This window comes from Methylocystis parvus OBBP (assembly GCF_027571405.1).
In the GTDB taxonomy this organism is placed as follows: Bacteria; Pseudomonadota; Alphaproteobacteria; order Rhizobiales; family Beijerinckiaceae; genus Methylocystis; species Methylocystis parva.
In genome coordinates this window covers 3299806-3320700 of the sequence record NZ_CP092968.1, presented here as the reverse complement: position 1 = coordinate 3320700, position 20895 = coordinate 3299806, and the positions used below count along the sequence as shown (strand labels likewise).

20 protein-coding genes are annotated in these 20895 nt (G+C 64.0%); 11 read left to right on the top strand and 9 right to left on the bottom strand.

The window, feature by feature from the left end:
• Position 1 precedes the first annotated feature (1 nt).
• The 3 genes from MMG94_RS16160 to MMG94_RS16150 all read left to right on the top strand — a co-directional run bounded on the left by MMG94_RS16160 (position 2) and on the right by MMG94_RS16150 (position 2701).
• Positions 2 to 778 carry a LamB/YcsF family protein gene (locus MMG94_RS16160; protein WP_016920433.1) on the top strand — a complete coding sequence of 259 codons (777 nt, stop codon included), beginning with the start codon at positions 2 to 4 and terminating at the stop codon, positions 776 to 778.
• A 151-nt stretch (positions 779 to 929) separates the two neighbouring features.
• On the top strand, positions 930 to 1706 hold the full coding sequence (locus tag MMG94_RS16155) for a 5-oxoprolinase subunit B family protein (protein ID WP_016920434.1): 777 nt from the start codon (positions 930 to 932) through the stop codon (positions 1704 to 1706).
• The gene (locus MMG94_RS16150; protein ID WP_016920435.1) at positions 1703 to 2701 is read left to right on the top strand and encodes a 5-oxoprolinase subunit C family protein; all 999 of its coding nucleotides are present in this window, start codon (positions 1703 to 1705) and stop codon (positions 2699 to 2701) included. The genes MMG94_RS16155 and MMG94_RS16150 overlap by 4 nt, the downstream gene beginning before the upstream one ends.
• Before the next feature lie 101 nt (positions 2702 to 2802).
• On the opposite strand, the gene MMG94_RS16145 is transcribed toward MMG94_RS16150, so the two are convergent.
• The 3 genes from MMG94_RS16145 to gloB all read right to left on the bottom strand — a co-directional run bounded on the left by MMG94_RS16145 (position 2803) and on the right by gloB (position 4961).
• The gene (locus MMG94_RS16145) at positions 2803 to 3618 is read right to left on the bottom strand and encodes a DUF5765 domain-containing protein (RefSeq protein WP_016920436.1); all 816 of its coding nucleotides are present in this window, start codon (positions 3616 to 3618) and stop codon (positions 2803 to 2805) included.
• Positions 3619 to 3747: 129 nt separating this feature from the next.
• Positions 3748 to 4188: a cupin domain-containing protein gene (locus MMG94_RS16140; protein ID WP_016920437.1), complete on the bottom strand. Its 441-nt coding sequence runs from the start codon at positions 4186 to 4188 to the stop codon at positions 3748 to 3750.
• Positions 4188 to 4961: a hydroxyacylglutathione hydrolase gene (gloB, locus tag MMG94_RS16135; RefSeq protein WP_026016326.1), complete on the bottom strand. Its 774-nt coding sequence runs from the start codon at positions 4959 to 4961 to the stop codon at positions 4188 to 4190. The genes MMG94_RS16140 and gloB overlap by 1 nt, the downstream gene beginning before the upstream one ends.
• 100 nt (positions 4962 to 5061) lie before the next feature.
• Here gloB and MMG94_RS16130 point away from each other — a divergent pair, with 100 nt between their 5' ends.
• Both MMG94_RS16130 and MMG94_RS16125 read left to right on the top strand, forming a co-directional pair.
• Positions 5062 to 5808 (top strand): class I SAM-dependent methyltransferase, encoded by a 747-nt coding sequence (locus MMG94_RS16130; protein WP_016920439.1) that lies wholly within the window; start codon positions 5062 to 5064, stop codon positions 5806 to 5808.
• 45 nt (positions 5809 to 5853) lie between these two features.
• Positions 5854 to 6273, top strand: coding sequence for a DUF2267 domain-containing protein (locus tag MMG94_RS16125; protein WP_081495670.1), 420 nt, complete (start codon positions 5854 to 5856; stop codon positions 6271 to 6273).
• A 153-nt stretch (positions 6274 to 6426) separates the two neighbouring features.
• Here the strand turns inward: MMG94_RS16125 and MMG94_RS16120 are convergent, their stop codons facing one another.
• Positions 6427 to 7110: an alpha/beta hydrolase gene (locus MMG94_RS16120; protein WP_026016327.1), complete on the bottom strand. Its 684-nt coding sequence runs from the start codon at positions 7108 to 7110 to the stop codon at positions 6427 to 6429.
• Between the two features lie 536 nt (positions 7111 to 7646).
• Between MMG94_RS16120 and MMG94_RS16115 the strand changes: the two genes are divergently transcribed.
• The 4 genes from MMG94_RS16115 to MMG94_RS16100 all read left to right on the top strand — a co-directional run bounded on the left by MMG94_RS16115 (position 7647) and on the right by MMG94_RS16100 (position 9843).
• Positions 7647 to 7853 (top strand): DUF2905 family protein, encoded by a 207-nt coding sequence (locus tag MMG94_RS16115; protein WP_016920444.1) that lies wholly within the window; start codon positions 7647 to 7649, stop codon positions 7851 to 7853.
• Positions 7854 to 8057: 204 nt separating this feature from the next.
• Entirely contained in the window at positions 8058 to 8849 is a 792-nt protein-coding gene (locus MMG94_RS16110) for a bestrophin-like domain (protein ID WP_026016328.1), read from the top strand.
• 201 nt (positions 8850 to 9050) lie between these two features.
• The gene (locus tag MMG94_RS16105; protein ID WP_270109829.1) at positions 9051 to 9356 is read left to right on the top strand and encodes a hypothetical protein; all 306 of its coding nucleotides are present in this window, start codon (positions 9051 to 9053) and stop codon (positions 9354 to 9356) included.
• A 61-nt stretch (positions 9357 to 9417) separates the two neighbouring features.
• Positions 9418 to 9843 (top strand): hypothetical protein, encoded by a 426-nt coding sequence (locus MMG94_RS16100; RefSeq protein WP_016920448.1) that lies wholly within the window; start codon positions 9418 to 9420, stop codon positions 9841 to 9843.
• A gap of 160 nt (positions 9844 to 10003) precedes the next feature.
• Here the strand turns inward: MMG94_RS16100 and ccmI are convergent, their stop codons facing one another.
• From ccmI to MMG94_RS16080, 4 genes are all read right to left on the bottom strand, one after another.
• Positions 10004 to 11065, bottom strand: coding sequence for a c-type cytochrome biogenesis protein CcmI (gene ccmI, locus MMG94_RS16095; RefSeq protein ID WP_016920449.1), 1062 nt, complete (start codon positions 11063 to 11065; stop codon positions 10004 to 10006).
• A complete protein-coding gene (locus tag MMG94_RS16090; RefSeq protein ID WP_016920450.1) occupies positions 11062 to 11523 on the bottom strand; it encodes a cytochrome c-type biogenesis protein in 462 nt (153 codons plus the stop codon). Before MMG94_RS16090 ends, ccmI begins: the two co-directional genes overlap by 4 nt.
• Positions 11514 to 13493 carry a heme lyase CcmF/NrfE family subunit gene (locus MMG94_RS16085; protein ID WP_026016330.1) on the bottom strand — a complete coding sequence of 660 codons (1980 nt, stop codon included), beginning with the start codon at positions 13491 to 13493 and terminating at the stop codon, positions 11514 to 11516. The genes MMG94_RS16090 and MMG94_RS16085 overlap by 10 nt, the downstream gene beginning before the upstream one ends.
• Before the next feature lie 120 nt (positions 13494 to 13613).
• Positions 13614 to 15152, bottom strand: a complete 1539-nt coding sequence (locus tag MMG94_RS16080) for a cytochrome c3 family protein (RefSeq protein WP_193787608.1) — start codon at positions 15150 to 15152, stop codon at positions 13614 to 13616.
• A 231-nt stretch (positions 15153 to 15383) separates the two neighbouring features.
• On the opposite strand from MMG94_RS16080, the gene MMG94_RS16075 reads away from it, so the two are divergent.
• Both MMG94_RS16075 and MMG94_RS16070 read left to right on the top strand, forming a co-directional pair.
• Complete coding sequence (locus tag MMG94_RS16075; RefSeq protein ID WP_016920453.1) at positions 15384 to 16673, top strand: NAD(P)-binding domain-containing protein; 1290 nt, start codon at positions 15384 to 15386, stop codon at positions 16671 to 16673.
• Between the two features lies 1 nt (position 16674).
• A complete protein-coding gene (locus MMG94_RS16070; RefSeq protein ID WP_016920454.1) occupies positions 16675 to 18033 on the top strand; it encodes an ankyrin repeat domain-containing protein in 1359 nt (452 codons plus the stop codon).
• 50 nt (positions 18034 to 18083) lie between these two features.
• Here the strand turns inward: MMG94_RS16070 and MMG94_RS16065 are convergent, their stop codons facing one another.
• Positions 18084 to 20789, bottom strand: a complete 2706-nt coding sequence (locus MMG94_RS16065) for an outer membrane protein assembly factor BamD (RefSeq protein ID WP_154419665.1) — start codon at positions 20787 to 20789, stop codon at positions 18084 to 18086.
• Between the last annotated feature and the right edge of the window lie 106 nt (positions 20790 to 20895).

Genomic DNA, 20895 nt, shown 5'->3' with positions numbered 1-20895 from the left:
AATGGAACGAAACAGAGTCATCGATCTCAACGCCGATCTCGGCGAGGGCTTCGGCCCGTGGCGCATGGGCGACGACGACGCCATGCTCCAGGTGGTGACGAGCGCCAATGTCGCCTGCGGCTTTCACGCGGGCGACCCGGACATCATGGCGAAGACTTTCGCGCTCGCCCGCGAGAACGGCGTCGCGGTCGGCGCCCATGTCGGCTTTCCCGATCTCGCGGGATTCGGGCGCCGGCCCATGGCGATGACGAAGGCAGAGATCGAAAACGCCGTCGCCTATCAGATCGGCGCGGCGCAGGCGCTTGCGGCGCTGAGCGGCCATCGAATCCGTTATGTGAAGGCGCATGGCGCGCTCGCCAATATCGCCGAAAGGGACGCCGGCGTCGCCGATGCGCTGGCGCGCGCGACCCGCGCGGTCGACGCCTCGCTCACGCTCCTCGCCATCGCGCTTTCCGAGCAGGTCCACGCCGGTGAAGGCGCCGGGCTGAACGTCGCGCATGAAATCTTCGCCGACCGCGCCTATGTCGATGACGGCGGCTTGCAGCCGCGCGGGGAGGCGGGCGCGGTGATCACGGATGGCGACGCGGCGCTTGCGCGCGTTAACGACATGCTTGCGGAACGCGCGCTGATCACCATAACGGGCAAGCGCTTGAAGACGCCGATCGACTCCATCTGCGTGCATGGCGACACGGCGCACGCCGTCGAGATGGCGCGGCGCCTGCGCGCAGGACTCGAAGCGCAGGGCTTCTCGCTGCGCGCTTTTATCGAGGGCCGGTAGCTTGCTTCGATCAGATCGCCAGGTTTTTGGACCCCCACCCCGACCCTCCCCCTTCCAGGGGGAGGGAGCAAAGCGGCGCCAATTCCCTCCCCCTGGAAGGGGGAGGGTGAGGGAGGGGGTCGTCCTCGCTTTAACTGAAGCGGCTCGCTAGATGCGTTACGACCGCCCGCGTTTTCTCGACCAGGGCGAAGCGGCGCTGACGGTGGAGTTCGGCGACGCGGTCGACGCCAAGGTCAATGCGCGCGTGCTGGCGCTCGACGCAGCTTTGCGTCGCGAGACGCCGCCGGGCGTGACGGAAACGACGCCGACCTATCGCTCACTGCTTATACATTACGAACCGCTGGAGATTTCGCGGGCGGCGCTGGCGGAATGGGTTGAATCCGTCATTGCGAGCGAAGCGAAGCAATCCAGAAGCGACGCCGCGGCGCTGGATTGCTTCGTCGCGGGCGCTCCTCGCAATGACGGCGGCGGATGGATCATCCCCTGCTGCTACGACCCCGCCGTCGCCGAGGACATCGCGGAAGCCGCGTCGCTCCTCGGCCTCAGCGCACGAGCGCTCTCGAAGACGCACGCCGGCGCTGAATACCGCGCCTATATGTATGGCTTCGCGCCCGGCTGGTGCTATCTCGGCGGACTTCCCGAGTCGCTCGCCATTCCCCGCCGTCTTGCGCCGCGCGGGCCGACGCCGGAAGGCGCCGTGCTGATCGGCGGCGGACTGTCGCTTATCGCGACCAATCCCATGCCGACAGGCTGGTATGTCGTCGGACGCACGCCGGAGCGACTCTTTTCGCTGGAGCGCGACCCGCCCTTCCTCATCGCGCCCGGCGACGCCCTGCGCTTCGAGCCCATCGACGCCGCGACCTTCGCCTCGCTCGACGCGCGCGCGGCGCAAGGCGAGATCGTCGCGCGGCGGGAGGCGCCCCTATGAGTGCGCGGCTGCTCATCCGCGCGGCGGGGCCCGGCGTCACCATTCAGGATGCGGGGCGTTTCGGTCATTCGCGCTTCGGCGTCACGCCGGCCGGACCGATGGACCAAGCCGCCTTCGTCACGGCGACGCAGGCCGGCGAGGCCGATTGGGCGATAGAAGTCTCGCTCGGCGGCGTCACGGTCGAAGCGGCGGAGGCGGCGCTGCCGATGGCCGTCGCGGGCGGCGCCTTCGACCTTCGCCTCGACGGCGTCGTCCTGCCGCCGGCCTGCGTCTTCGCGCTTCGCCCAGGCGCCCGTCTGACGATCCGCGCCGGCGTTTCCGGCGCCTGGTGCTATGTCGCCATCGGCGCCCGTCTCAACCTTCCGCGAGCGCTCGGTTCGCTCGCGACCCATGCCCGCTCCGGGATCGGACCGAAGCCATTGGCGGCCGGCGCCGAGCTGCCGCTCTCCGCCGCCCGCCCCGCGCCGCATGGCGTCTATTCGATCGAAGCGCCCTGGCTCCGGCCCGGCAATGCGCCGATCCGCGTCATGCTCGGCCCGCAGGACGATTATTTCTCGCCCGAGGCGATCGCCGCCTTCCTCTCCGCCGAATGGCGCGTGGGCCCGCGCAGCGACCGCATGGCCTATGCGCTGGAAGGCTCCCGCCTGACGCATGCGCGCGGTCACGACATCGTCTCCGACGGCGCGGCGATGGGCGCGATTCAGGTTCCGGGCTCGGGCCTGCCCTTCGTGCTGATGGCCGATCGCCAGCCCACGGGCGGCTATCCGAAGATCGCCACGACGATCGGCGCGGATCTCGGCCGACTCGCGCAATTACGGGCTGGAGAGCGCCTTCGTTTTCGGGCGGTCGATTGGGAGGAAGCCGTCGCGGCGCGGGCGGCGCTGCGGGAGAAGCTTGCGACGGGGGCCGCGCTGACGCCGCTCGCGCATGAGGCGTCGACCGAGAAATTGCTGGCTGAGAATTTGATCGGGGGCGTCGTGAGCGCTCGGGATTGACGCATTGCGCGACTGCGCGTTTTCTCCCTCACCCCGCTTGCGGGAGAGGGCCGGGGCGAGGGGCAAGGCCACCCCGTTTCACGGAGGGAGGGAACCGACGCCTACTCCGCTGGCTCTTTCGCCAGCGTCGCCGCGCCGGCCGCTTCCGCGACAGGCTCACGCGCGGCCTTGCGCCGCTTCCACCACTTCCAGATCATCATCCACCACGGGTCGCCGACATGCAGGTGGTAGCGCAACGGCGTCTTGATGATGGCGAGCACGAGACCGATCGAGAACAGGCACCAGACCGCCGGCCATTCGTTGATGTTGCTGGTCGTCAGGCTCGCGAGCCACGGACCGGCGACCCAGGAGAACAGGATGAAGCGCCAGCTTCCGTAGAGCGAGGGGATGAAGAAGGCCATCATCGGATAGCCGATATAGCCGCGGCCGAGCGTGGCGTTGTCGGCCATGCTGTTGCCGATGCCGTTGGTCGGCAGCAGCCACGCAATGTGCCATTCGCCGCGCACCGTGCAGAGCACTTCGCCGCAAAGCGGGCGACCGAGCGCGCAATGACCCGCCCAGCTGAAGGGGTAGAGCTGGATCAGCATGAGGATCGCGGCGACGAAACAGCCGAAATAGGCCCAGGGCGCGATGATCTTCGCGCTGTCCTTGGGCATGAAATAGAGGGCGACGGCGTTGATGAAGAAGGGTTGGAAGGTGATGTGGAGATAACCGAACATGGTCATCACCTGATTCAATGGCGAGTCGCACTGGTTGAGCACCGAATAGGCGACGGCCTGCAGCGACTCCATGCTGGCGAAGTAGAGAAGGCAGACCCAGAGAGCGAGCGGCTCCGGGTCCTTTTTGAGCGCGGAATAGGCCGCGCCGGCGATGCCCGTCGCCGCCAAAACCGTCGAAGCTTCCCCGCTCCAGCACATGCGCGTCGTTTCCTCTTCTGTCCTTGCGCGCCCCGATACACTATCTGGCGGGAGGCAAAAAGCCCCCGCCCCGCAGAAGCTGTCAAATCCAGCTCGAGCGAGAGCGTCGGCGGCGAAAGCTCCACTGTGTCAGCCGGGCGGCGAGAAATCGGGCGGGGCGAGCTCGAAATGGGCGAATTCGAAGCCCGGAGCGACGGTGCAGCCGACAAGCGTCCAGGCGCCGAGGCTCCTCGCCGACTGCCAGACGCCCGCCGGCGCGATCCTCTGCGGCCGTTCGCCGCCCGCGAGATCGGGCCCGAGGCGCAAAGTCGTCACCCGCCCGCCATCCTCGCATAGGGACAGCGCCAATGGCGCGCCGGCGTGCCAGTGCCAGATTTCCCCCGCATCGACGCGGTGCCAGGCCGAGACCTGCCCCGCCGGGAGCAGATAATAGATGGCCGTGCCGACGGAACGGCCGTCGATCTGACGCGGATCGCGGAACGTCTCGCGGTAGAAGCCGCCCTCGGGATGCGGCGCGAGATCGAGCAGACGCGCGACCTCTTCGGCCGAAAGTCGATCGACGCCCGGCATCAGGCGAAGCGGTTCTTGCGTTCGCGCATCTCCGCGAAGACGGCGAAGGGATCGGCGTCGTCCATGCCCATGGCCCTTTTCACCAGCGGGTCCTCGACGCGCAGGAAGGGATTGGTGGCGTTTTCGAGCGCGATCGTCGTCGGCAGCGTGAATTTGCCGGCGGCGCGCAATTCGTCCACCGCTTTCAGCCTTTCGCGCAACACCTCGTTTTCCGGGTCGACGGTGACGGCGAAACGGCCATTGGCCTGCGTATATTCGTGGCCGCAATATATGAGAGTCTCGCGCGGCAGACTGGCGACCGTCTCGAGCGAAAGCCGCATATCGTCCATCGTGCCCTCGAAGACGCGGCCGCAGCCCAGCGAAAAAAGCGTGTCGCCGACAAACACCGCCTCGTCGTCCGGAAACCAGTAGACGACATGGCCGAGCGTATGGCCGGGCGTGGCGATGACCTTGGCCCGGGAGGCGCCGAGCGCCACCTCGTCGCCGTCCGAAACGGCCTGATCGAGCGGCGGCAGACGGTTGGCGTCCTTGGCGGAGCCGACGATCTTCATCTGCGGAAAGCGCCTTTTGAGGATCTCCCATCCCTCGATATGGTCGAGGTGATGATGGGTGATGAGGAGGTGGGTCAGAGGCCAGCCGCGCCGCTCGGCCTCGTCGGCGATCGCCGCCCCGTCCGGCGCGTCGACGCTGGCGGTCGCGCCGGTCTCGCGGTCGTGGATCAGCAGGCCGAAATTGTCGCTGAGGCAAATGAACTGGGCGACGTCGATAGGCATATGTCTCTCCGGCTGTATGCGGAGCATCATACCGGCATCACGCAAAAATGCGACCAGACCTCATATTGCGTCGCCGCCCGAATAAGGGGATGATCCAGCCATGGCGCTCGATGTCGTGGAATTGCGGGCCTTTTACGAAACGGCGCTGGGCGAGGTGGCCCGCCGCGTGGTGGGCCGCATGGTCCGCTCCCGCTGGGAGGACCATGCCGGGCTGAGGGTGCTGGGCCTGGGCTACCCGACGCCCTATCTCGACGGCTTCCGCGAAAAGGCGCAGCGCGTTCTCGCCTTCATGCCGGCGACGCAGGGCGTCGTCCATTGGCCGCTCGACGGCAAGTCCGCGACGGCGCTGGTCGAAGCCTCGATGACGCCGCTGCACGATCAGAGCATCGACCGCATCCTGCTCGTGCACGCTTTGGAGGTCGAGGAGCATCCGCAGGACCTTCTGGACGAGGTCTGGCGGATTCTCGCGCCGGGCGGCCGGGTCGTGATCGTCGCGCCGAGCCGCACGGGACTCTGGGCGCGGGTCGACACGACGCCGTTCGGCCACGGCCACCCCTATTCGCGCGGCCAGTTGCAGACTCTGTTGCAGGAGGCGCAGTTCCTGCCCGTTTTCTGGGGCGAGGCGCTTTATGTGCCGCCCTTCCAGCGCGTGACGCTGCTGCGCTCCGCCCCCGCCTTCGAGCGGATCGCCGGCCGTTTCTCGCTGCCCGGCGGCGGCGTGCATGTCGTGGAGGCGACAAAGCAGCTCTACCGCCCGGTGCTGCGCCGGGCGGCGCGGCGCATTCCGGCGCTCGTGGAGCCGGTGCTCGAGCCCGTGCTGGAGCCGGAAGGCGCCGAGCCGGCGTAAGCAGGAAAAGGGAGCGCATGATTCAAGAATTTCAGGGAAACCTTAATGCCGATACCTATGGATTACCAGCACGCTTCAGAAGAGTTCGAACAATTTCTTCGCGATGCGATCGACGTATCCGGGCTCACAACCCGCAATCAGGTCTACACGATGACGCAAGGCGTCCTTCAAGTCTTCCGTCGTCGTCTCGATGTTGGCGACGCCTTGAGATTCGCTGATGTCCTGCCGCCTGTGCTGCGAGCGATCTTTGTTTTCGACTGGGATATCCGCGAACCGAAACGTCCATTTGAGAGACGTGAACTGATGACCGCAGAGGTCCAGTCGCTTCGGCGTGACCACAATTTTTCACCCGACACTGCAATAAGAGATGTTGCGACGGCGCTGCGCAGGAATCTGAACGAAGCCGATTTGGATCGCGTTCTTTCCGTCCTTCCCAAAGAGGCCGTCGAGTTTTGGCGCGTTTGAATCGAACCGACAAAATAAGGGGGAATTCCGCTCGTCGCTTCACGGCGAGCGGGAAGCGTGTGCTATTCGGCTTTCACGACGGCGAGCTGATGATAGCCCTGCATGCCTTGCAAAAGGTAGAAATTCCGCAGGACCCTTCGCCGTCACCCAACCTCACCGCCGGCCGAACTCGACCTTCACTCCGAAAGACTGCGCCAGAAACAGCGCGCCGTGGATGAGCCCGGCATTGTCGATCCCGTGACCCAGTCCGGCCGACATGTGCCATTGCGCCGGCACATTCATATCCGCCAGCGAATTGGCGGAAAGCATCATCGCATCGATTGGAATGAGCTCGTCCTCCTCGCCATGGACGAGCAGGACATTGGGCGGCGGGTTCTGGGCGGGCCGCTCGGCGCCCGGCTGGGCGGGGCCGAGCACCAGAATGCCGGAATAGCCGAGAATGGCCCGGGGCGCGACGCGCCGGCGCAGCCCGGCGTGAAGCGCCATCATCGTGCCCTGGCTGAAGCCGACCAGAGCCAGCGAGCGCTCATCCATGCCGCGCTTTTCGAGCTCCTCATCGAGAAAGGCGTCGAGCGTCGGGCGGGCGGCGATCACGCCGCGCCAGCGCTCGTCCGGATCGCGCATGGTGAGGGGGAACCATTGCCGCCCCATGGGCGACATGGCGCAGCGCTCGGGCGCATGGGGCGCGACGAAATCGGCGTCGGGCAGGAAGCTGCGCCACTGGCGCCCGATCTCGATGAGATCGGCGCCGTCTGCGCCAAAACCATGGAGGAAAACAACAAGTTGCCGGGCTTTGCCGGATTTAGCCGTTACTCTCGGTCCATCGATCGCCGCCATTTCGCGCTCCCCTGATCTGGCCGGTAGCTGTCATGGGTAAGCGCGCAGAGGTCAAGAGCGGATCATGCAATTTAACGGCCCGGCGCGGCGATGCGCGGGGCCGGGCCCGTCAAAGCGTCAAGGCGAAACGCAGGAGTTTGAATGCGAAGATGAACGCGCCCGCGAGCGTGCCGTGCTTCACCATCGTCATCGCCATCCAAATATGATCCGGCCTCATCATCATTCGACACCTTCCAAAAACAGGCGCACAAACAGGCGCCGGGCTTCGCCGCCACGCGATCTGAGAGAGACATTCGTCATCAGGTTCAGGGCTTCTGCGTCTCGACAGGCCCTTGCGAAAGGCGCGCCATTGCGCCTTCATTCGACTGGGCGATTTCGTCGCACCCGCGGGCCGACTTTCGCCGCTCGAAACCTGAGGGGCGAGGTAACTTCGTGGCGGTTTCTTTGCAAGCGGGGGTCTTCGCAAATCGCCGCTTCGCGACAATATGTCACCGCGCGCAACGTCATCCGCGCGGGGAGCGAAAGGCGCGTCGAAAATGCCCAAATTATTGATTCTGGCCGGCGGCGCGCTCATCGGCCTCGGACTGCTCTGGCTTGTCGCGGAGCGCCTGGGCATTGCGCCCGGGCGCCTGCCCGGCGACATCGTCTATGAGCGCGGCGACCTCAAAGTTTATATTCCGCTCGCAAGCTCCCTGCTGCTGAGCGTCCTTCTGAGCGCAATCTTCTGGTTCATGAGACGCTGACGGTTGAATGTGCGATCGACGCATATCCGCATCCGGGTGCGCGCGACGACGCGGCTCGCGATGGGGCTAGGGCTTTCGGTCTGCCGCAATCCCGACGTTTCCGTCGAGCCGCGCTTGGTGAAGAAAGCGTAAATTTCGACGCTACGTCAAAGACTTTGACAAAGTCGCGCCCGCGCCGCCTAATGCCCGAAAAGGAGATGCGCAGTGTCTGATTTCCTGAAGGGATTCTCTACCGGACAAATGGCGATGCTGTTCTGCGGCGGTTTTGTCTTACTGACGGTTTTGGGCATTTTCGTCTGCCGTCCCTATTCGAAGCGCTGGATCCACGAACGGCGCAACGCCAATGACATGATCGGCTTCTCGCTGCAGAGTTTCGCGGCGCTTTACGGCATTCTGCTCGGCCTGCTCGCCGTCGAAGCCTATCAGGATTTCAGCGCGGCCAAAGATGCGGTTTCGAAGAAAGCGCTCGTTTTCGCGACGCTCTATCACGACCTCAACGGCTTTCCCATGCCGCTGCGCGAAGAGCTGCAACAGGATCTGCATGATTACGCCGTCGAGGCGGTGGAGACGCACTGGCCGAAGGACCCTTATGCGCCGACGGCCACGGGTTCGTCGCCGACTCTGCGCCGCATGATGTCGAGGCTTCTGAACTTCCAGCCTTCCAACAAGACCGAAGACGTCGTCTATGCTGAAACATTTCGGCAGGTGAATGTGATGATCGAGCAGCGCCGGCTTTTGCTTTCAGCGGAGAGCGCGGGAATTCCAGCGCCCTTATGGTCCGTCGTTTATCTCGGGGCGTTTCTCTACATGCTTCTCATGTGTCTTTTCGACATGGAGGCGCATGTCCATTTGCTGCTCGGCGTGACGACGGCGGTATTTCTCGGCGCCGTCGTTTTCCTCATCGCGGCGCTCGACAATCCGTTCCGCGGCGGCGTCACCGTCGACCCGGATCCGATCATCGCCATGAGAGACAGGCCGCTCCAGCTTTCGGAATGAGCGCGTTCGCTTTTCATGAGGAAGCGCGCGAACGCGTCGCTCAGGGCCGTTGACAGCGTGGCCGGCGAGGTCGCCGCCGCAACCGGCATGCGCAAGCGCCGCCGCCTTTTTGTGACCGTCGATCAGGAACAACCCCCGGTCGCCTCTGGTTGTTCGCCTACGCGACACGTCGCGGAGACGATACGTACCGAGGAAGCGAAGATGCAGCTCTTCAAGCGAAATCGCGAACGCGAGGCGGCGAATATCGGCGCTGTCGTTGCGGAACAGGCCTCCGCCGCCGCCAATCAGGCCGGGCGCATGGTTGAACAAGGCATGGAGCAGGCGGGCAAGACCTACGCGGCGGCGCGCGAACAGGGACAGCAGGCCGCCGACAATGCGAGCGAGGCGCTGGAAGACTGGCGCTCCACGATCGAGACGTCCGTGCGCGCCCAGCCCGTGACGGCGCTGATCATCGCGGCTCTCGCCGGGATGGCGTTCGGCGCGCTTTGGCGCAGCGGCGAGAAATAAAGGCGCGGATCGCCGGCGGGCGCGTCGGGGAACCATATCCGCGCGTCCGCGTTTCCCGTGCATGCGCTACGCTGTCGCTTTTCGCTTCGCACTCGCAGCATTTTCCGTCGTCGCGTCGCCTTGGACGAGCTGCGCGCAGGAAAGCGGCTTCGCGATCTCCTATGGGATCGCGAATGAGCGCGTGGATCCGGCGGGGCGGACATGGACCGCACGCGTGGCGCGCGCACGCATGGGCTATGAGGCCTTCGCTGCGCGCGCCATCCAGAAATTCCTATTGCGTGCGAACCTGCCGCGCGAAAGAACGGGTTTGGACGCCGTGGCCATCATGGACGATCCGACCCTGCGCGTCGGCGATATTTATGCCGGCGCGAATGGTTTCATGATTTTTCGCGGCCGTCTTGGCCTGACGCACAAAACATCCGACTTCGCGCCGATGCCGGCGGCGCGCGCAAGGAAGCTCTCGCTCGCGATCGCCCCCGCGCAATGAAGCCTCGCGAACAGACTCGCCATGGCGAGCGCGCGGCGGTCCGCTCTGCATCTTACGCGCCGATTAGTGGAAGCGGTAATGATCGAGCCGCACGACCGCGCATCTTCGAAAACGGGTCTTACGCTTGTCGAATGGTCGTCCTGCAAGAGCGATGGGGACGCTATCGAAGACCCGCTTCTTTCGCCTCGTCTTCGATCTGTTGACGGATCTCGGCGTCAGTTGCGAATGATCGACGCGCGCGCTCCAGCGCATCTTGCGCCTTATCTCTCTCGCCCAGAACCATTCGAGACTTGATCAGGCGGATCCAGCCCTGCGCATCGGCTGGCGAAGCTGAAAGGCGCCGTTCGAGCCCGTCGACCATCGAATGAATCATAGCGGATTCATCGTTTCGCGGCTGCGACGCGGCGTCGCCGTCAAGAGACGACATTCGCCGTTTGAGCTCCGCCGCGAAATCGCCCTCGGCGCCCTCGCTCAACAGATCGCGCCAAATGTCTCGCGCGCCATTCCTGTCGCCTTTCTGCATGCTGGCGACGCCGAGCCAGTAGCGTGCGCGCGCATCTTTGGGATCGCGCGCCAAGGCTGCGTCGAGCGCGGATCGCGCCTCTTCGCTCACTTTGTCCTGCGACGCTCTGATCAGCGCTTCCGCGCGCGCGCTGTAAGCGTCCGCCGCGTCTGGCTGCAATTCAATTGCCTTGGCGTAGGCAGCCGCCGCGTCTCTATACGCGTTCGTCTGCAATCGCGCCCAGCCGAGCGTGCGCCATCCGGCGACATCGGCCGGATCGTCTTTCAGACGCCGCTCGAGACGCCGCGCCATCTCCTCGACCGAGGGCGTTTGCGGCTCGCTTTGGACGGCGGCAATCTCACGCTCGTCGCGCGCCATCGGCGCCTGTCCGCTGGTGAGCGCGAAGAGACCGACGGAACCGAGCGCGACGACCCCCGCGACGCCGATCGCGGCGAATGCGCGCTCTTTCGCGGAAAGCTGCGGGAGACTGTCATTGATGCGCGCAGCCAGAAGTCGCCGGCGCACTTCATTGGCGGCGGCCTCCGCGCTGGAGGCGTCGATATCTCCGCGCGAACGCTCCAATTCGATCTCTCGAAGCTGGTCCAGAAAGACGTCTCGTTCGCGAGGCGGCGCTTGCGTCTCCCAATCGCGAAGAAAGGGCGCGGCGACAAAGACGGCCGCGATCGACGTCATCGCGGTCAGGACAAGCCAAAGGATCATGCGCGTTCTCGCTCATCGAAGAAGGCCGCCAGTTTTGCTTTCTCGTCGGCGGTCAAAGGCGCTGGCCCGACCGCGCCGCGCCGGGTGAAGCGCAGGAACAAGGCGAGCGCGCCGAATAGAAAGAGCGCGGGTCCCGCCCATAGCAGCGCGGTCATCGCTTTCAGCGGCGGTTTCAGCAGCACGAAATCGCCGTAGCGCGCGGATATGTAGGCGATCGCCGCCTCATTACTGTCGCCGCCCGACAGCCTCTCGCGCAGCAGCACGCGCAGGTCATGGGCGAGAGACGCATTTGAATCTTCGATGCTCTGATTCTGGCAGACGACGCATCTCAATTCGCGCCCTAATGCCATGGCGCGCGCCTCGAGCGACGCGTCGGCGAGGGACTCATCTGGCTGCGCCGCCAGGGCTGGCGCCGAAACGAAAAGAAACATCGCGAGAAAGACGCGCCTCACGACCATTGCTCCGCTCCGACTGGACAAACGCGCGCGCGTTGCGGCGCGCCGATGCGCAGTCTCTTGTCGCCGAGCGAAACGAAGCCGCCCAGCGCCATGATCAGTCCGCCGATCCAGACCAGCGGAACGAAAGGATGCCGATAGAAACGCACCGCCCATCCGCCGCCATCGCCGGCTTCGCCCAGCGCGACATAGAGGTTCTCGACGAGATTCGTATGGATGCCGGCCGCCGTCGTCGTCTGATCGCGCATCGGAAAATAGCGCCTCTCGCTGACGAGACGCGCGACGAAGGCGCCGTCCCGTTTCAGCGTAAAGCGCGCCTGCTCCGCCTGATAGTTCGGCCCCTCGACGTCGCCGACAGAATCGAGGCGCAATTCGACTTGCCCTGAACGGAGCGCATCGCCTGGGTAAAGCCGCTCCGTTTTCTCGCTCGACCAGAAGGCCGCGCCGGTCATGCCCGCGAGCATGACGCCGACGCCCGCATGCGCGACGACCAATCCGTAGAAAGCCTGCGGCGTCGTGCGCGCGAGACGAAGAGAGGTGAGCAAAGACGCCTCGAAGAGGCGGACGCGGCGCGCGAGAACCACGAGCGAGCCGAGCGCAAGCCACGCCGCGAGGGCAAGGAGCAAAGCTGCAACGAGGTCTCGACTGAAGATCGTGACCGCGGCGAGCGCAACCATCCCTGCGAGAGCGGCGGGACGCAGCCGCGCAAAAGCGCCGCGCATCGTATCCCGCTTCCAGCTGAGCGCGGGCCCGAAAGCCGCCGCCGCGACGAGGATGGCGCCGATCGGCGCGAAGGTGCGCGCGAAATAAGGCGGCCCGACCGAAATCTTCCCAGCGCCGAACATCTCCACGACCAGCGGATAGAATGTGCCGAGGAAGACGGTGAAGGCCGCCGTGCTGAGCAAGACATTGTTCAACGCGAGGCTGCTTTCGCGACTGACGAGCGCGAAGGGCGCGCTCTTCTCGAGCCTCGGCGCCCGCCAAGCCCAGATTGCCAAGGCCGCTCCCGTCGCCGTGGCGATGAGCGCAAGGATGAAGACGCCGCGCGACGGGTCCTGCGCGAAGGCGTGAACGCTCGAAAGAACGCCCGAGCGCACGAGAAACGTGCCGACAAGGCTCAAGGAGAAGGTGACAATACCGAGAAGGATCGTCCATGCGGCGAGCGCGTTGCGCCGCTCCATCACGATCGCCGAATGCAGGAAGGCCGTTCCCGTGAGCCACGGCATGAGCGAGGCGTTCTCGACCGGGTCCCAGAACCACCATCCGCCCCAGCCCAGCGTGTAATAGGCCCAGAAACTGCCGAGCGTGACGCCGATCGTCAGAAAGCTCCATGCGGCGAGCGCGAAAGGCCGCACCCAGCGCGCCCAGGCAGCGCCGGGGCCGCCGTCGATCAGACCGGCGAGCGCGAAGGAGAAGGCCATGGAGAAGCCGACATAGCCGAGATAGAGAAAGGGCGGATGCAGAGCGAGGCCGGGATCCTGCAAGATTGGATTGAGCCCGGCCCCTTCCGCGGGCGTCTGCGCCAGAGTTGCGAACGGGTTCGACGTCATCAAGATGAAGCCGAGGAAACCTGCGCTGATCGACGCCTGAATAGCGAGCGCAAAGGAAAGAAGCCGCCCGGGAATTTGGTCTCCGCGACGCGCGGCGTATGCGCCGAAAAGCGCGAGGATGAGCGTCCAGAGCAACATCGAGCCTTCGTGATTGCTCCAGACGCCGGCGAATTTGTACAGAAGCGGTTTCGCCGTGTGCGAATTTTCCGCGACGAGGGCGAGCGAGAAATCCGACGTCGCGAAAGCGTAGCTCAGAGCGGCGAAAGCCGCGATGACGGCGGCGCAATGCGCGACGGCGACGCGCCGGCAGAAGACGTGAAGCGCAACGTCGCCGCGCCGCGCGAAGATGAACGGCGTTGCGCCCTGCACGAGCGAGAGCGTGAAGGCGAGCAGCAGGGCGTAGTGACCGAATTGGCTCGTTATCAATGGCTTGCCTATCCGTTGCGAAGCGACGAACAAGCCATGTCAATGCGGCGCGAAGCGGCGCCGCAATGGGTTCATCTCGTGACCCATCTCAGGCGTCTATAGGGAAGCTGCGCCTCGTCAATTCGAGGTCTTCACTTTCCGCCAGTCTTCCGGCGTATGGCATCTCTCGCACAGCCGTCCGAATGCGCCCTTATGCGCGTCCTGCTTGCCATGACAGTCGTAGCAGGCCATCGAAAGTTTCAGATTCGGGGAATTGACCGCCTTGTGGCAGCTTTCGCAAGCGACGCCTTCATGGCGCCCGATGAGCGGGAATTTCGTCTGGCGCGCATGATCGAAGCGCCAATGGCTCCAGCCTGACGTATCGTGACAGTTTTCGCATTTCGGCGAAGCGCCGAGGCGTCCCTTGTGCTGACTGTCCTTGTGGCAGCTTTCGCAGGCCGTCGGGAGCTTCAGCGTCGCGGGATTGGGCTCCTTGTGGCAGGCTTCGCAAGTCAGCTTCGTGTGTCCGCCCGTCAGCGGGTAATGCGCCAGCCGCGCATGATCATATGAGGCGGCGCGCCAGCTTTCGGCGTTGTGGCAGGTCCCGCAACGCGGCTCGGCGCCCAACCGTCCCTTGTGCTGAACGTCTTTATGGCATTGCTGGCAGGCTTTGGGCGTCTCCTTATAAGCCGGCGTCGCGTGACAATCCGCGCAAGGAACGGCGATATGTTTGCCGAGCAGCGGGAAAGCGGACTGTCCATGGTCGAAATGAATCTTGCGCCAGTCGCTCTCGCCGTGGCAGCGTTCGCAGCGCTCGCCGAGCGCGCCGTGATGTGCATCCTGCTCCTTGTGGCATGAGACGCAGCTCGTCTCCAGTTTCGCCGTCAAGGCGCCGACATGGCAAGCGTCGCATTTCGTATCGACATGGCCGCCACGGAGGGGGAAGCGCGTTCGTTCATGATCGAACCGCGCATCCTTCCATTTCTTCTCATTATGGCAGCTCTCGCACTTCTCGCCATAACGGCCGTTATGCACGTCCTGGAGACGGTGGCAGGAAACGCAGGACGTCGAAATATCCTTATAAGCCTCGCCGATGTGGCAGGTGGCGCAGGCGACGGCCTTATGGGCGTCTTTCAAGGGAAATTTCGTCTTGCCGTGATCATAGGCTTTGAGCGTCCGCCAGTTCGACGTCTCGTGACATGCTTCGCAAGCTTGCAACCGGCCCTTATGCGGATCGAGCTTCTTATGGCAGTCTAGGCATCGCGACGGCGTCTTGCGAAAGAAGGCCTGCGGCGCATGACAGCCGCCGCAGGCGACCGAGCGATGCGCGCCGAGCAGTGGATAGGCCGTCAGCGCATGATCGAACGTTTCACGGTCGAGCGAACGAATGTCGGCGTCCCGGCCCATATGGTCGGTATGACAGTGATTGCATTCCTGCACGCTCGCCAATCGGTCGCGCCCGTGGAAACGAACATGGTTCGTTCGATCCTGGGCGATCTCCTTGTGACAGTCGAGGCATAGTCTCGATTGCGAGGCGCGGGAAAAAGGCTCGTGACATTTAACGCATTCGCGCTCGAGCTTCTCGTGACCCTTTATCAGCGGCCCGGGGATAACGAGGCTTTCGACGAGATTGTCGGCATGCGCGCGAGAAATGCAGATCGCCAATGCGCCGCACAAGAACGCTATCCATACCGAAACTCGCAACGCGCCTTCGTCCCCTTCAGATAATCGACTAAGGGCCTTTTTCTTTGCGAAAGCGGCAATTGCGCGGCCGTTGCGTCACTTGAAGCGCGATCACGAAGGGACCCCACTATCGTCTCGCAGACTCCACAATCTTGCCGGGACGCCGGCAAGAAGCTCAGCATTTATGGGCGCAAGCCATTATGCGTAACGAAAGGGTCTCGCCTCATGCCGTCAGCCGCTCTGGTCGCTTATGGCGTCCCTCTGGCGTTTGCCTGGACGATGTATGTCGCAAAGCGCCAAAGAGTGGAGACGGAAAGCGAAGCCAAACGCGCGGAGGCGCGGGAGGCCGGACTTGTCGAGCCGCCGACTCTTCATCCAAAAATCGATCCGGCCCTTTGCATGGGCTGCGCGACATGCGTGCGGGCCTGTCCCGAAGGCGACATTCTCGGCGTGATCGACGGGAAGGCCGAACTGGTCGAGCCCGCCAATTGCATCGGCCACGGCGCATGCAAGACCGCCTGTCCCGCAAATGCGATCACGCTCGTCTTCGGGACGCAGACGCGCGGCGTTGAACTTCCGTCCGTCGATCCCGCCTTCCGCACCAATGTGCCGGGCGTCTACATCGCCGGAGAACTTGGCGGAATGGGGCTCGTGCGAAACGCCGTCGAGCAGGGACGACAGGCGATCGAGTCGATCTGCGGCGATGCGACGCCCGGCGACGACGCGGCGCTCGATCTCGTCATTGTCGGCTGCGGACCCGCCGGACTTGCCGCCAGCCTCGCCGCTAAGGAAAAGGCTCTGCGCTTCGTCACGCTCGAACAGGAGAAATTGGGCGGCGCCGTCGCGCATTATCCGCGCGGCAAGCTTGTGATGACGGCGCCCTTCACGTTGCCCTTGATCGGATCGTACAATTATCACGAACTCAGCAAGGAGGAATTGATCTCCATCTTCGAAGCCGCCGCTTCCAAGGTCCGCCTTCCAATCAAGGAAGGCGAACGCGTCGCGCAGGTCTCAAAATCGGGAGACGCTTTCGAGGTGCGCACGCAAAAGGACGCCTATCGCGCGCGCGCCGTCTTGCTGGCGCTCGGGCGACAGGGCACGCCGCGCAAGCTTGGCGCTCCGGGCGAAGAGCTTTCGAAAGTCATCTATCGACTGGTTGATTCTCAGCAATATCGAGGCCGCCGCGCGCTCGTCATCGGCGGCGGCGACAGCGCGCTCGAAGCGGCCTGCGCCCTCGCCGCCGAGCCCGGCGCGCAAGTGACGCTCTCCTATCGCGGCGACGCCTTCAATCGCGCCAAGCCCGCCAACAGGAAAAGACTCACAGCCTCGTCCTGCAGAACCCTGCTGCTGTCGAGCGTCGAGAAAATAGAGTCGCAATCGGTGACGCTGCGAGTCGGCGGCGTTACCGCCAGCGTCGCCAACGACGTCGTGATCATTTGCGCGGGCGGTCAAATGCCGACGGCGTTCCTGCGCGACATTGGCGTCGAGATCGAGACGAAATACGGGGTTCCGTGACGTGAGACTTGCGCCTTTCGCGCTTGCGCTCATCGTCGGCGCCGGAGCCCAAGCCGCCGCGAAGCCCGCTTCGTCCCCAGGCGCGGATGCGGCGGCGCTGCTGAAACGGGCGAATTTCCATCGCTCCGCCGCAAGCAAGGAGCAGGACCCCGCGCTCGCCTTTCGCTTCATGCGGGAAGCAGCGCAAAAAGGGCTTCCAGCCGCGCAATATGAGCTTGCGAAAATGCTGATCGAGGGACGAGGAGCGCCATTCGACGGGGACGCTGCGCGCGAATGGCTGCGAAAGGCTTCGGCGAAGGAAAGACGCGCGGCGGCGCTGCTCGTCAAAGTCACCGAGCGCCCGCCGCAACCGCCTCCGTCAATTCCAAAGCGGACGCTCCAATTGACGCCGCTCGCGCTGTCGCCGCAAGCGACGATCCGAAACGGCTCCGCCGGCGTTTTCGACGCGGCCGCCAGGGGCGACCTCCCGGCGCTCGTGGCTCTGTTGCGCGCGGGAGCTTCTATCGAAGCGCCCGACGCGAATGGCGTCACGCCGCTGATGGCCGCCGCCCGAGAGGGCCGCGTCGAATCTGTGCGGATTCTCCTCGAACGCGGCGCCGATTCAAATGCGCGAGATCGTCAAGGCGTCTCCGCGCTGCAATATGCAGTTCTTCACCGGCGGCCGGATGTCGCGTCGCTGCTGATCGCCACCGGGAAGATCGCAAAGACGTCGCTCGACGCCGCCATTTTCGCCGCTACGGCAAGTTGCGACGAAGTCTCGCTCGCGCGCTTGCTGGAGAAAGACGCCCGGCCGGCGCCGCGCAAGGATGGCGAGACCCCGCTGATGCGGGCGGCCGCAAACTGTTCTCCGGAAGCGACCGCGCGATTGGCGCAAGGCGACGCGATCGACGCCGCCGACAAAAACGGACGGTCGGCGCTGTGGATCGCCGCCGCGCGCGGCGCCGGCGAGGTTGTGGCGGCGCTGCATACGAAAGGCGCGTCATTGGAGACCGCCGATCGCGACGGCGTCGCGCCGCTTCTGGCGGCGCTTGAGCAGGGCCATGAAGAGACCGCCCTTTTGCTCATAGGCTCAGGCGCGAATATCGACCGGCGGACCGGCGCCGGCAAGACGCCCTTAATGCTCGCCGCGCATCATGGATTTGCGCGCGTTGTGGCGACGCTTCTCCGACGCGGCGCAGATCCCGACCGCCGGGATGAACAGGGCATGAGCGCCTTGATGGCCGCGGCGCGGAATGGTCACGCGGAAATTGTCGGCGCGCTCCTCTCGAAAGGGGCCGATCCGAAATTGCGCAACAAGAAGCGCGAGACCGCGATCGAACTTGCGGCCGATGAAAAGACGCGCAAGCAATTCACGAATTGACGCACGCATGAGCAACGCGGCGATCGCCCTTGCGCGAGGAGAGGCGATCCTCAATCCCGCTTCAAAAGATCGCCCCAGCCGAAACGATAGCTGGCCTGCGCGAAAAGCCCGATGCGGTTCACCTCATATTTCAAGAGCTGTCCATACATGTCCAGCGCATCCGCGCTGAGATGACGCCACTTCAGTCCGACGCCCAAAGACATCCGATCCGTAAAGGCGTATTTCATCGCCGTTTCGGCTTCGAAACCGCCGCCGCGGCCCTTTGCCGGGTCCGCGCCGAAGGTGAAATAATGCGTATCGGTCGCGCGCAGATAGGTCGAGGCCAAGGCGAATTCGCCGCTCCATGAGAGCTTGTCGGTCAAAGCCACGTCCAAAGCCGCGCCGACGCGAAAGGATTTGAAGTGATCGCGTTCACTCGCCATCCGGAACGTGTTCGAAATGGGCGGAAAGCAGACGGCGCCGAGGCCGATTTGTTCGCAGCCCTTGGCGTCGATCGCATCGAACCAGGATTGCCAGCCGACAAAGGCGCCGACCCTCATCCGCTCGCCCGTATAGATGTTATATCCAAGATCGATCGTTGCGGAGACGGTGCGGCCGGATGCGGCGCTTCGCGTCAATGATCCCAAATCGCCGATCGGATAATCGTGATCGAGCAAGCGGCCGGATTGAAGAACGCCCGCGTCGATATTCCCCTTCAGGAACACGTTTCGCAACAAGCCTTCACGCGCGTCGCCGCGAAAGAAAAGCTCCCCCGACTGCGCAACGAGACGATCATAAGAGAGAGAAGAGACTTTCAATGTCGGCGTGTCGCTCGCAAAATAATCGTAAGCGGTTCTTGCGCCGCCCAACCAGTAGCGCGCGCCGACTTCGAACAGATAGGCGGAGGAAAGCGCGGGCGCGGCGGCGGCGGGCCGCTCGCCCGCCGCTTTGCCTTCGGCATGCGTGGCGCCGAACATCGAAGCGAGACAGGGCGTCAGCCGCCCAACGCAATGCGCGATCCCGTCGCTGCCGAAATCGGAGCGCACGCCCAAAGTGAAGAAAAGATCGCGCGTCTGTCCGCGGAAATTTCCCGCCGCCGTATCGATCCATTTTGTGGCGAGCTCGGCTTCGATCGCGAGATTCCTCGTGACGAAATAGTCGAGAAGCAGCGACGGCAGGATCGTGGTTTCTTGCAGAGGCGCGTTGCGGTCCTCGCGATAGCCGAGCCGCAATCGCGGGCTCACACGAAACTGCTCGGTAAGAGGAAAGCGCGCGTCGAGATCGATGAAGTAGACATATGAATCGGCGAGGCGCGCGAAGCGCAGCGCGCCCGTATAGAGATCGCCAGGCGCGAAGATGTCGTTCGCGATGAGCTGGCCCGACACATAATATTCGCGCCCGAGCGGCTTGCTTCCGTCCACGCCGCCAGACGGCAATGTGCCGCTCACATAGGTGGTCGTCGCATCGAAATTGATCGAAAGCTTGTCGGTCAACGGACGCGTATAGCTCATCATCGCCGATTGGAAATAAGGCGTTCTGTCGATGGCGAAGCGGCGCACCTCGTCCTGCGATCTGAATTTCAGCATGTCGTAGAGCGTCAGGAAGGGCTGTCCCTGAAGAGCGTTGAAACTCGCGAGATAGGGAACGCGGCGGCGATCGAAAGAGCCTGCGACGACGGAGCCGTCCTCGAACGTATAGGAAGAAGAAATCGTGCCCGCATTGAACCGGTTGAAATGGATGTCGTAATCGACCATGCCCAGCACGGACAGGTTTTTGTTGAAATAGCGGAATTCCCCGCCGACCGCGCGACGGTCGAGAAGCGTTCGCATATTTTGCTGAATGGCGAAAAGGCTGACGTCGAGATTGGGCGTCAATCGAAGATCGACGCTTCCGCCCGCGAAAAAGCGGCCGTCTTTGAGCGGCGCATCGAAACGGCTGATATTGGCGGAACCCGCGACCGCGTTGAGGCGCAGCATCTGGCTCATTCGCCAGCTGACGAGGGCGCCGTCGAAACGACCGAGCACGCCGCCCGCATTGCGGGTCTGCCGCCCGATCCGCACCGAAAGGTCGAGCGCATCGAAGACCGTTTCGACATAGGCTTGCGACAGCCCATATTGATCGGAGACGACTTCTCCCGGCCGCATGCGATGCTCGTCCATGCCGGAAATCTTGATCTTCGTTTTGGCGTAAGGATGCTTGATGAAAATGAGCTGATCGAAGGTCGTCAGAAACGTGTTCTGATGCAGGCGATGCGCATCCGGATCGGCGGATGGGTTCGGCGCGATCGAAATGTCCTTCACCGCATTGTAACTGTCGTCCCGAATAAAATAGCTGCTCAGACTGCCGTTCATCGACCAGGCGACATCATCGGGATTCGTCGTGTCGCCTGGATTCGATGCGCTTTTCGTCGCCAGCATGGGCGGCGGCGCCGTTTCGGGCGGCAACGCGCCCAGACGCATTTTGACGCGCGCCGCGCCGTCGCCCTTTGGGTAGAAGCGCATATAATCCTGCATGGCGAGGCGCGCCTGCTGATAACGGCCGGCTTTTGCGAGCGCCTCGCCGAAAAGTTCGAGAATCTCCGCTGGGGGGATGGAGGATCCGCCGGCCAATGATTGCTCGAGCAGGGAAACGGCCTGAGCGTAGTGTTTGGCGCGAATGAATTCGCGCGCTTTCTCCAGCGCGCCTTCCGTCGACGGCTCGGCGACCGCGCGGCATGAAAGGATCGAAGCAACGACAAGCAACGAAACACAACGCAAACTGCGACCCACGCGACGCATCCGCTCTCCTTCGCGAAAAACCGATGCGTCTTGTGTGGCAAAGCTTTAAGGACAGAGGCGCGGAAACCTGTCGCCAAGTCTCGGTTTTTTCTTGGAAAAACGGCGC

Excerpts from the sequence above, each read along its gene's own strand:
- MMG94_RS16160 (WP_016920433.1), top strand. The coding sequence starts at position 2 with ATGGAACGAAACAGAGTCATCGATCTCAACGCCGATCTCGGCGAGGGC.
- MMG94_RS16155 (WP_016920434.1), top strand. The coding sequence starts at position 930 with ATGCGTTACGACCGCCCGCGTTTTCTCGACCAGGGCGAAGCGGCGCTG.
- MMG94_RS16150 (WP_016920435.1), top strand. The coding sequence starts at position 1,703 with ATGAGTGCGCGGCTGCTCATCCGCGCGGCGGGGCCCGGCGTCACCATT.
- MMG94_RS16145 (WP_016920436.1), bottom strand. The coding sequence starts at position 3,618 with ATGTGCTGGAGCGGGGAAGCTTCGACGGTTTTGGCGGCGACGGGCATC.
- MMG94_RS16140 (WP_016920437.1), bottom strand. The coding sequence starts at position 4,188 with ATGCCGGGCGTCGATCGACTTTCGGCCGAAGAGGTCGCGCGTCTGCTC.
- gloB (WP_026016326.1), bottom strand. The coding sequence starts at position 4,961 with ATGCCTATCGACGTCGCCCAGTTCATTTGCCTCAGCGACAATTTCGGC.
- MMG94_RS16130 (WP_016920439.1), top strand. The coding sequence starts at position 5,062 with ATGGCGCTCGATGTCGTGGAATTGCGGGCCTTTTACGAAACGGCGCTG.
- MMG94_RS16125 (WP_081495670.1), top strand. The coding sequence starts at position 5,854 with ATGCCGATACCTATGGATTACCAGCACGCTTCAGAAGAGTTCGAACAA.
- MMG94_RS16120 (WP_026016327.1), bottom strand. The coding sequence starts at position 7,110 with ATGGCGGCGATCGATGGACCGAGAGTAACGGCTAAATCCGGCAAAGCC.
- MMG94_RS16115 (WP_016920444.1), top strand. The coding sequence starts at position 7,647 with ATGCCCAAATTATTGATTCTGGCCGGCGGCGCGCTCATCGGCCTCGGA.
- MMG94_RS16105 (WP_270109829.1), top strand. The coding sequence starts at position 9,051 with ATGCAGCTCTTCAAGCGAAATCGCGAACGCGAGGCGGCGAATATCGGC.
- MMG94_RS16100 (WP_016920448.1), top strand. The coding sequence starts at position 9,418 with ATGCGCTACGCTGTCGCTTTTCGCTTCGCACTCGCAGCATTTTCCGTC.
- ccmI (WP_016920449.1), bottom strand. The coding sequence starts at position 11,065 with ATGATCCTTTGGCTTGTCCTGACCGCGATGACGTCGATCGCGGCCGTC.
- MMG94_RS16090 (WP_016920450.1), bottom strand. The coding sequence starts at position 11,523 with ATGGTCGTGAGGCGCGTCTTTCTCGCGATGTTTCTTTTCGTTTCGGCG.
- MMG94_RS16075 (WP_016920453.1), top strand. The coding sequence starts at position 15,384 with ATGCCGTCAGCCGCTCTGGTCGCTTATGGCGTCCCTCTGGCGTTTGCC.
- MMG94_RS16065 (WP_154419665.1), bottom strand. The coding sequence starts at position 20,789 with ATGCGTCGCGTGGGTCGCAGTTTGCGTTGTGTTTCGTTGCTTGTCGTT.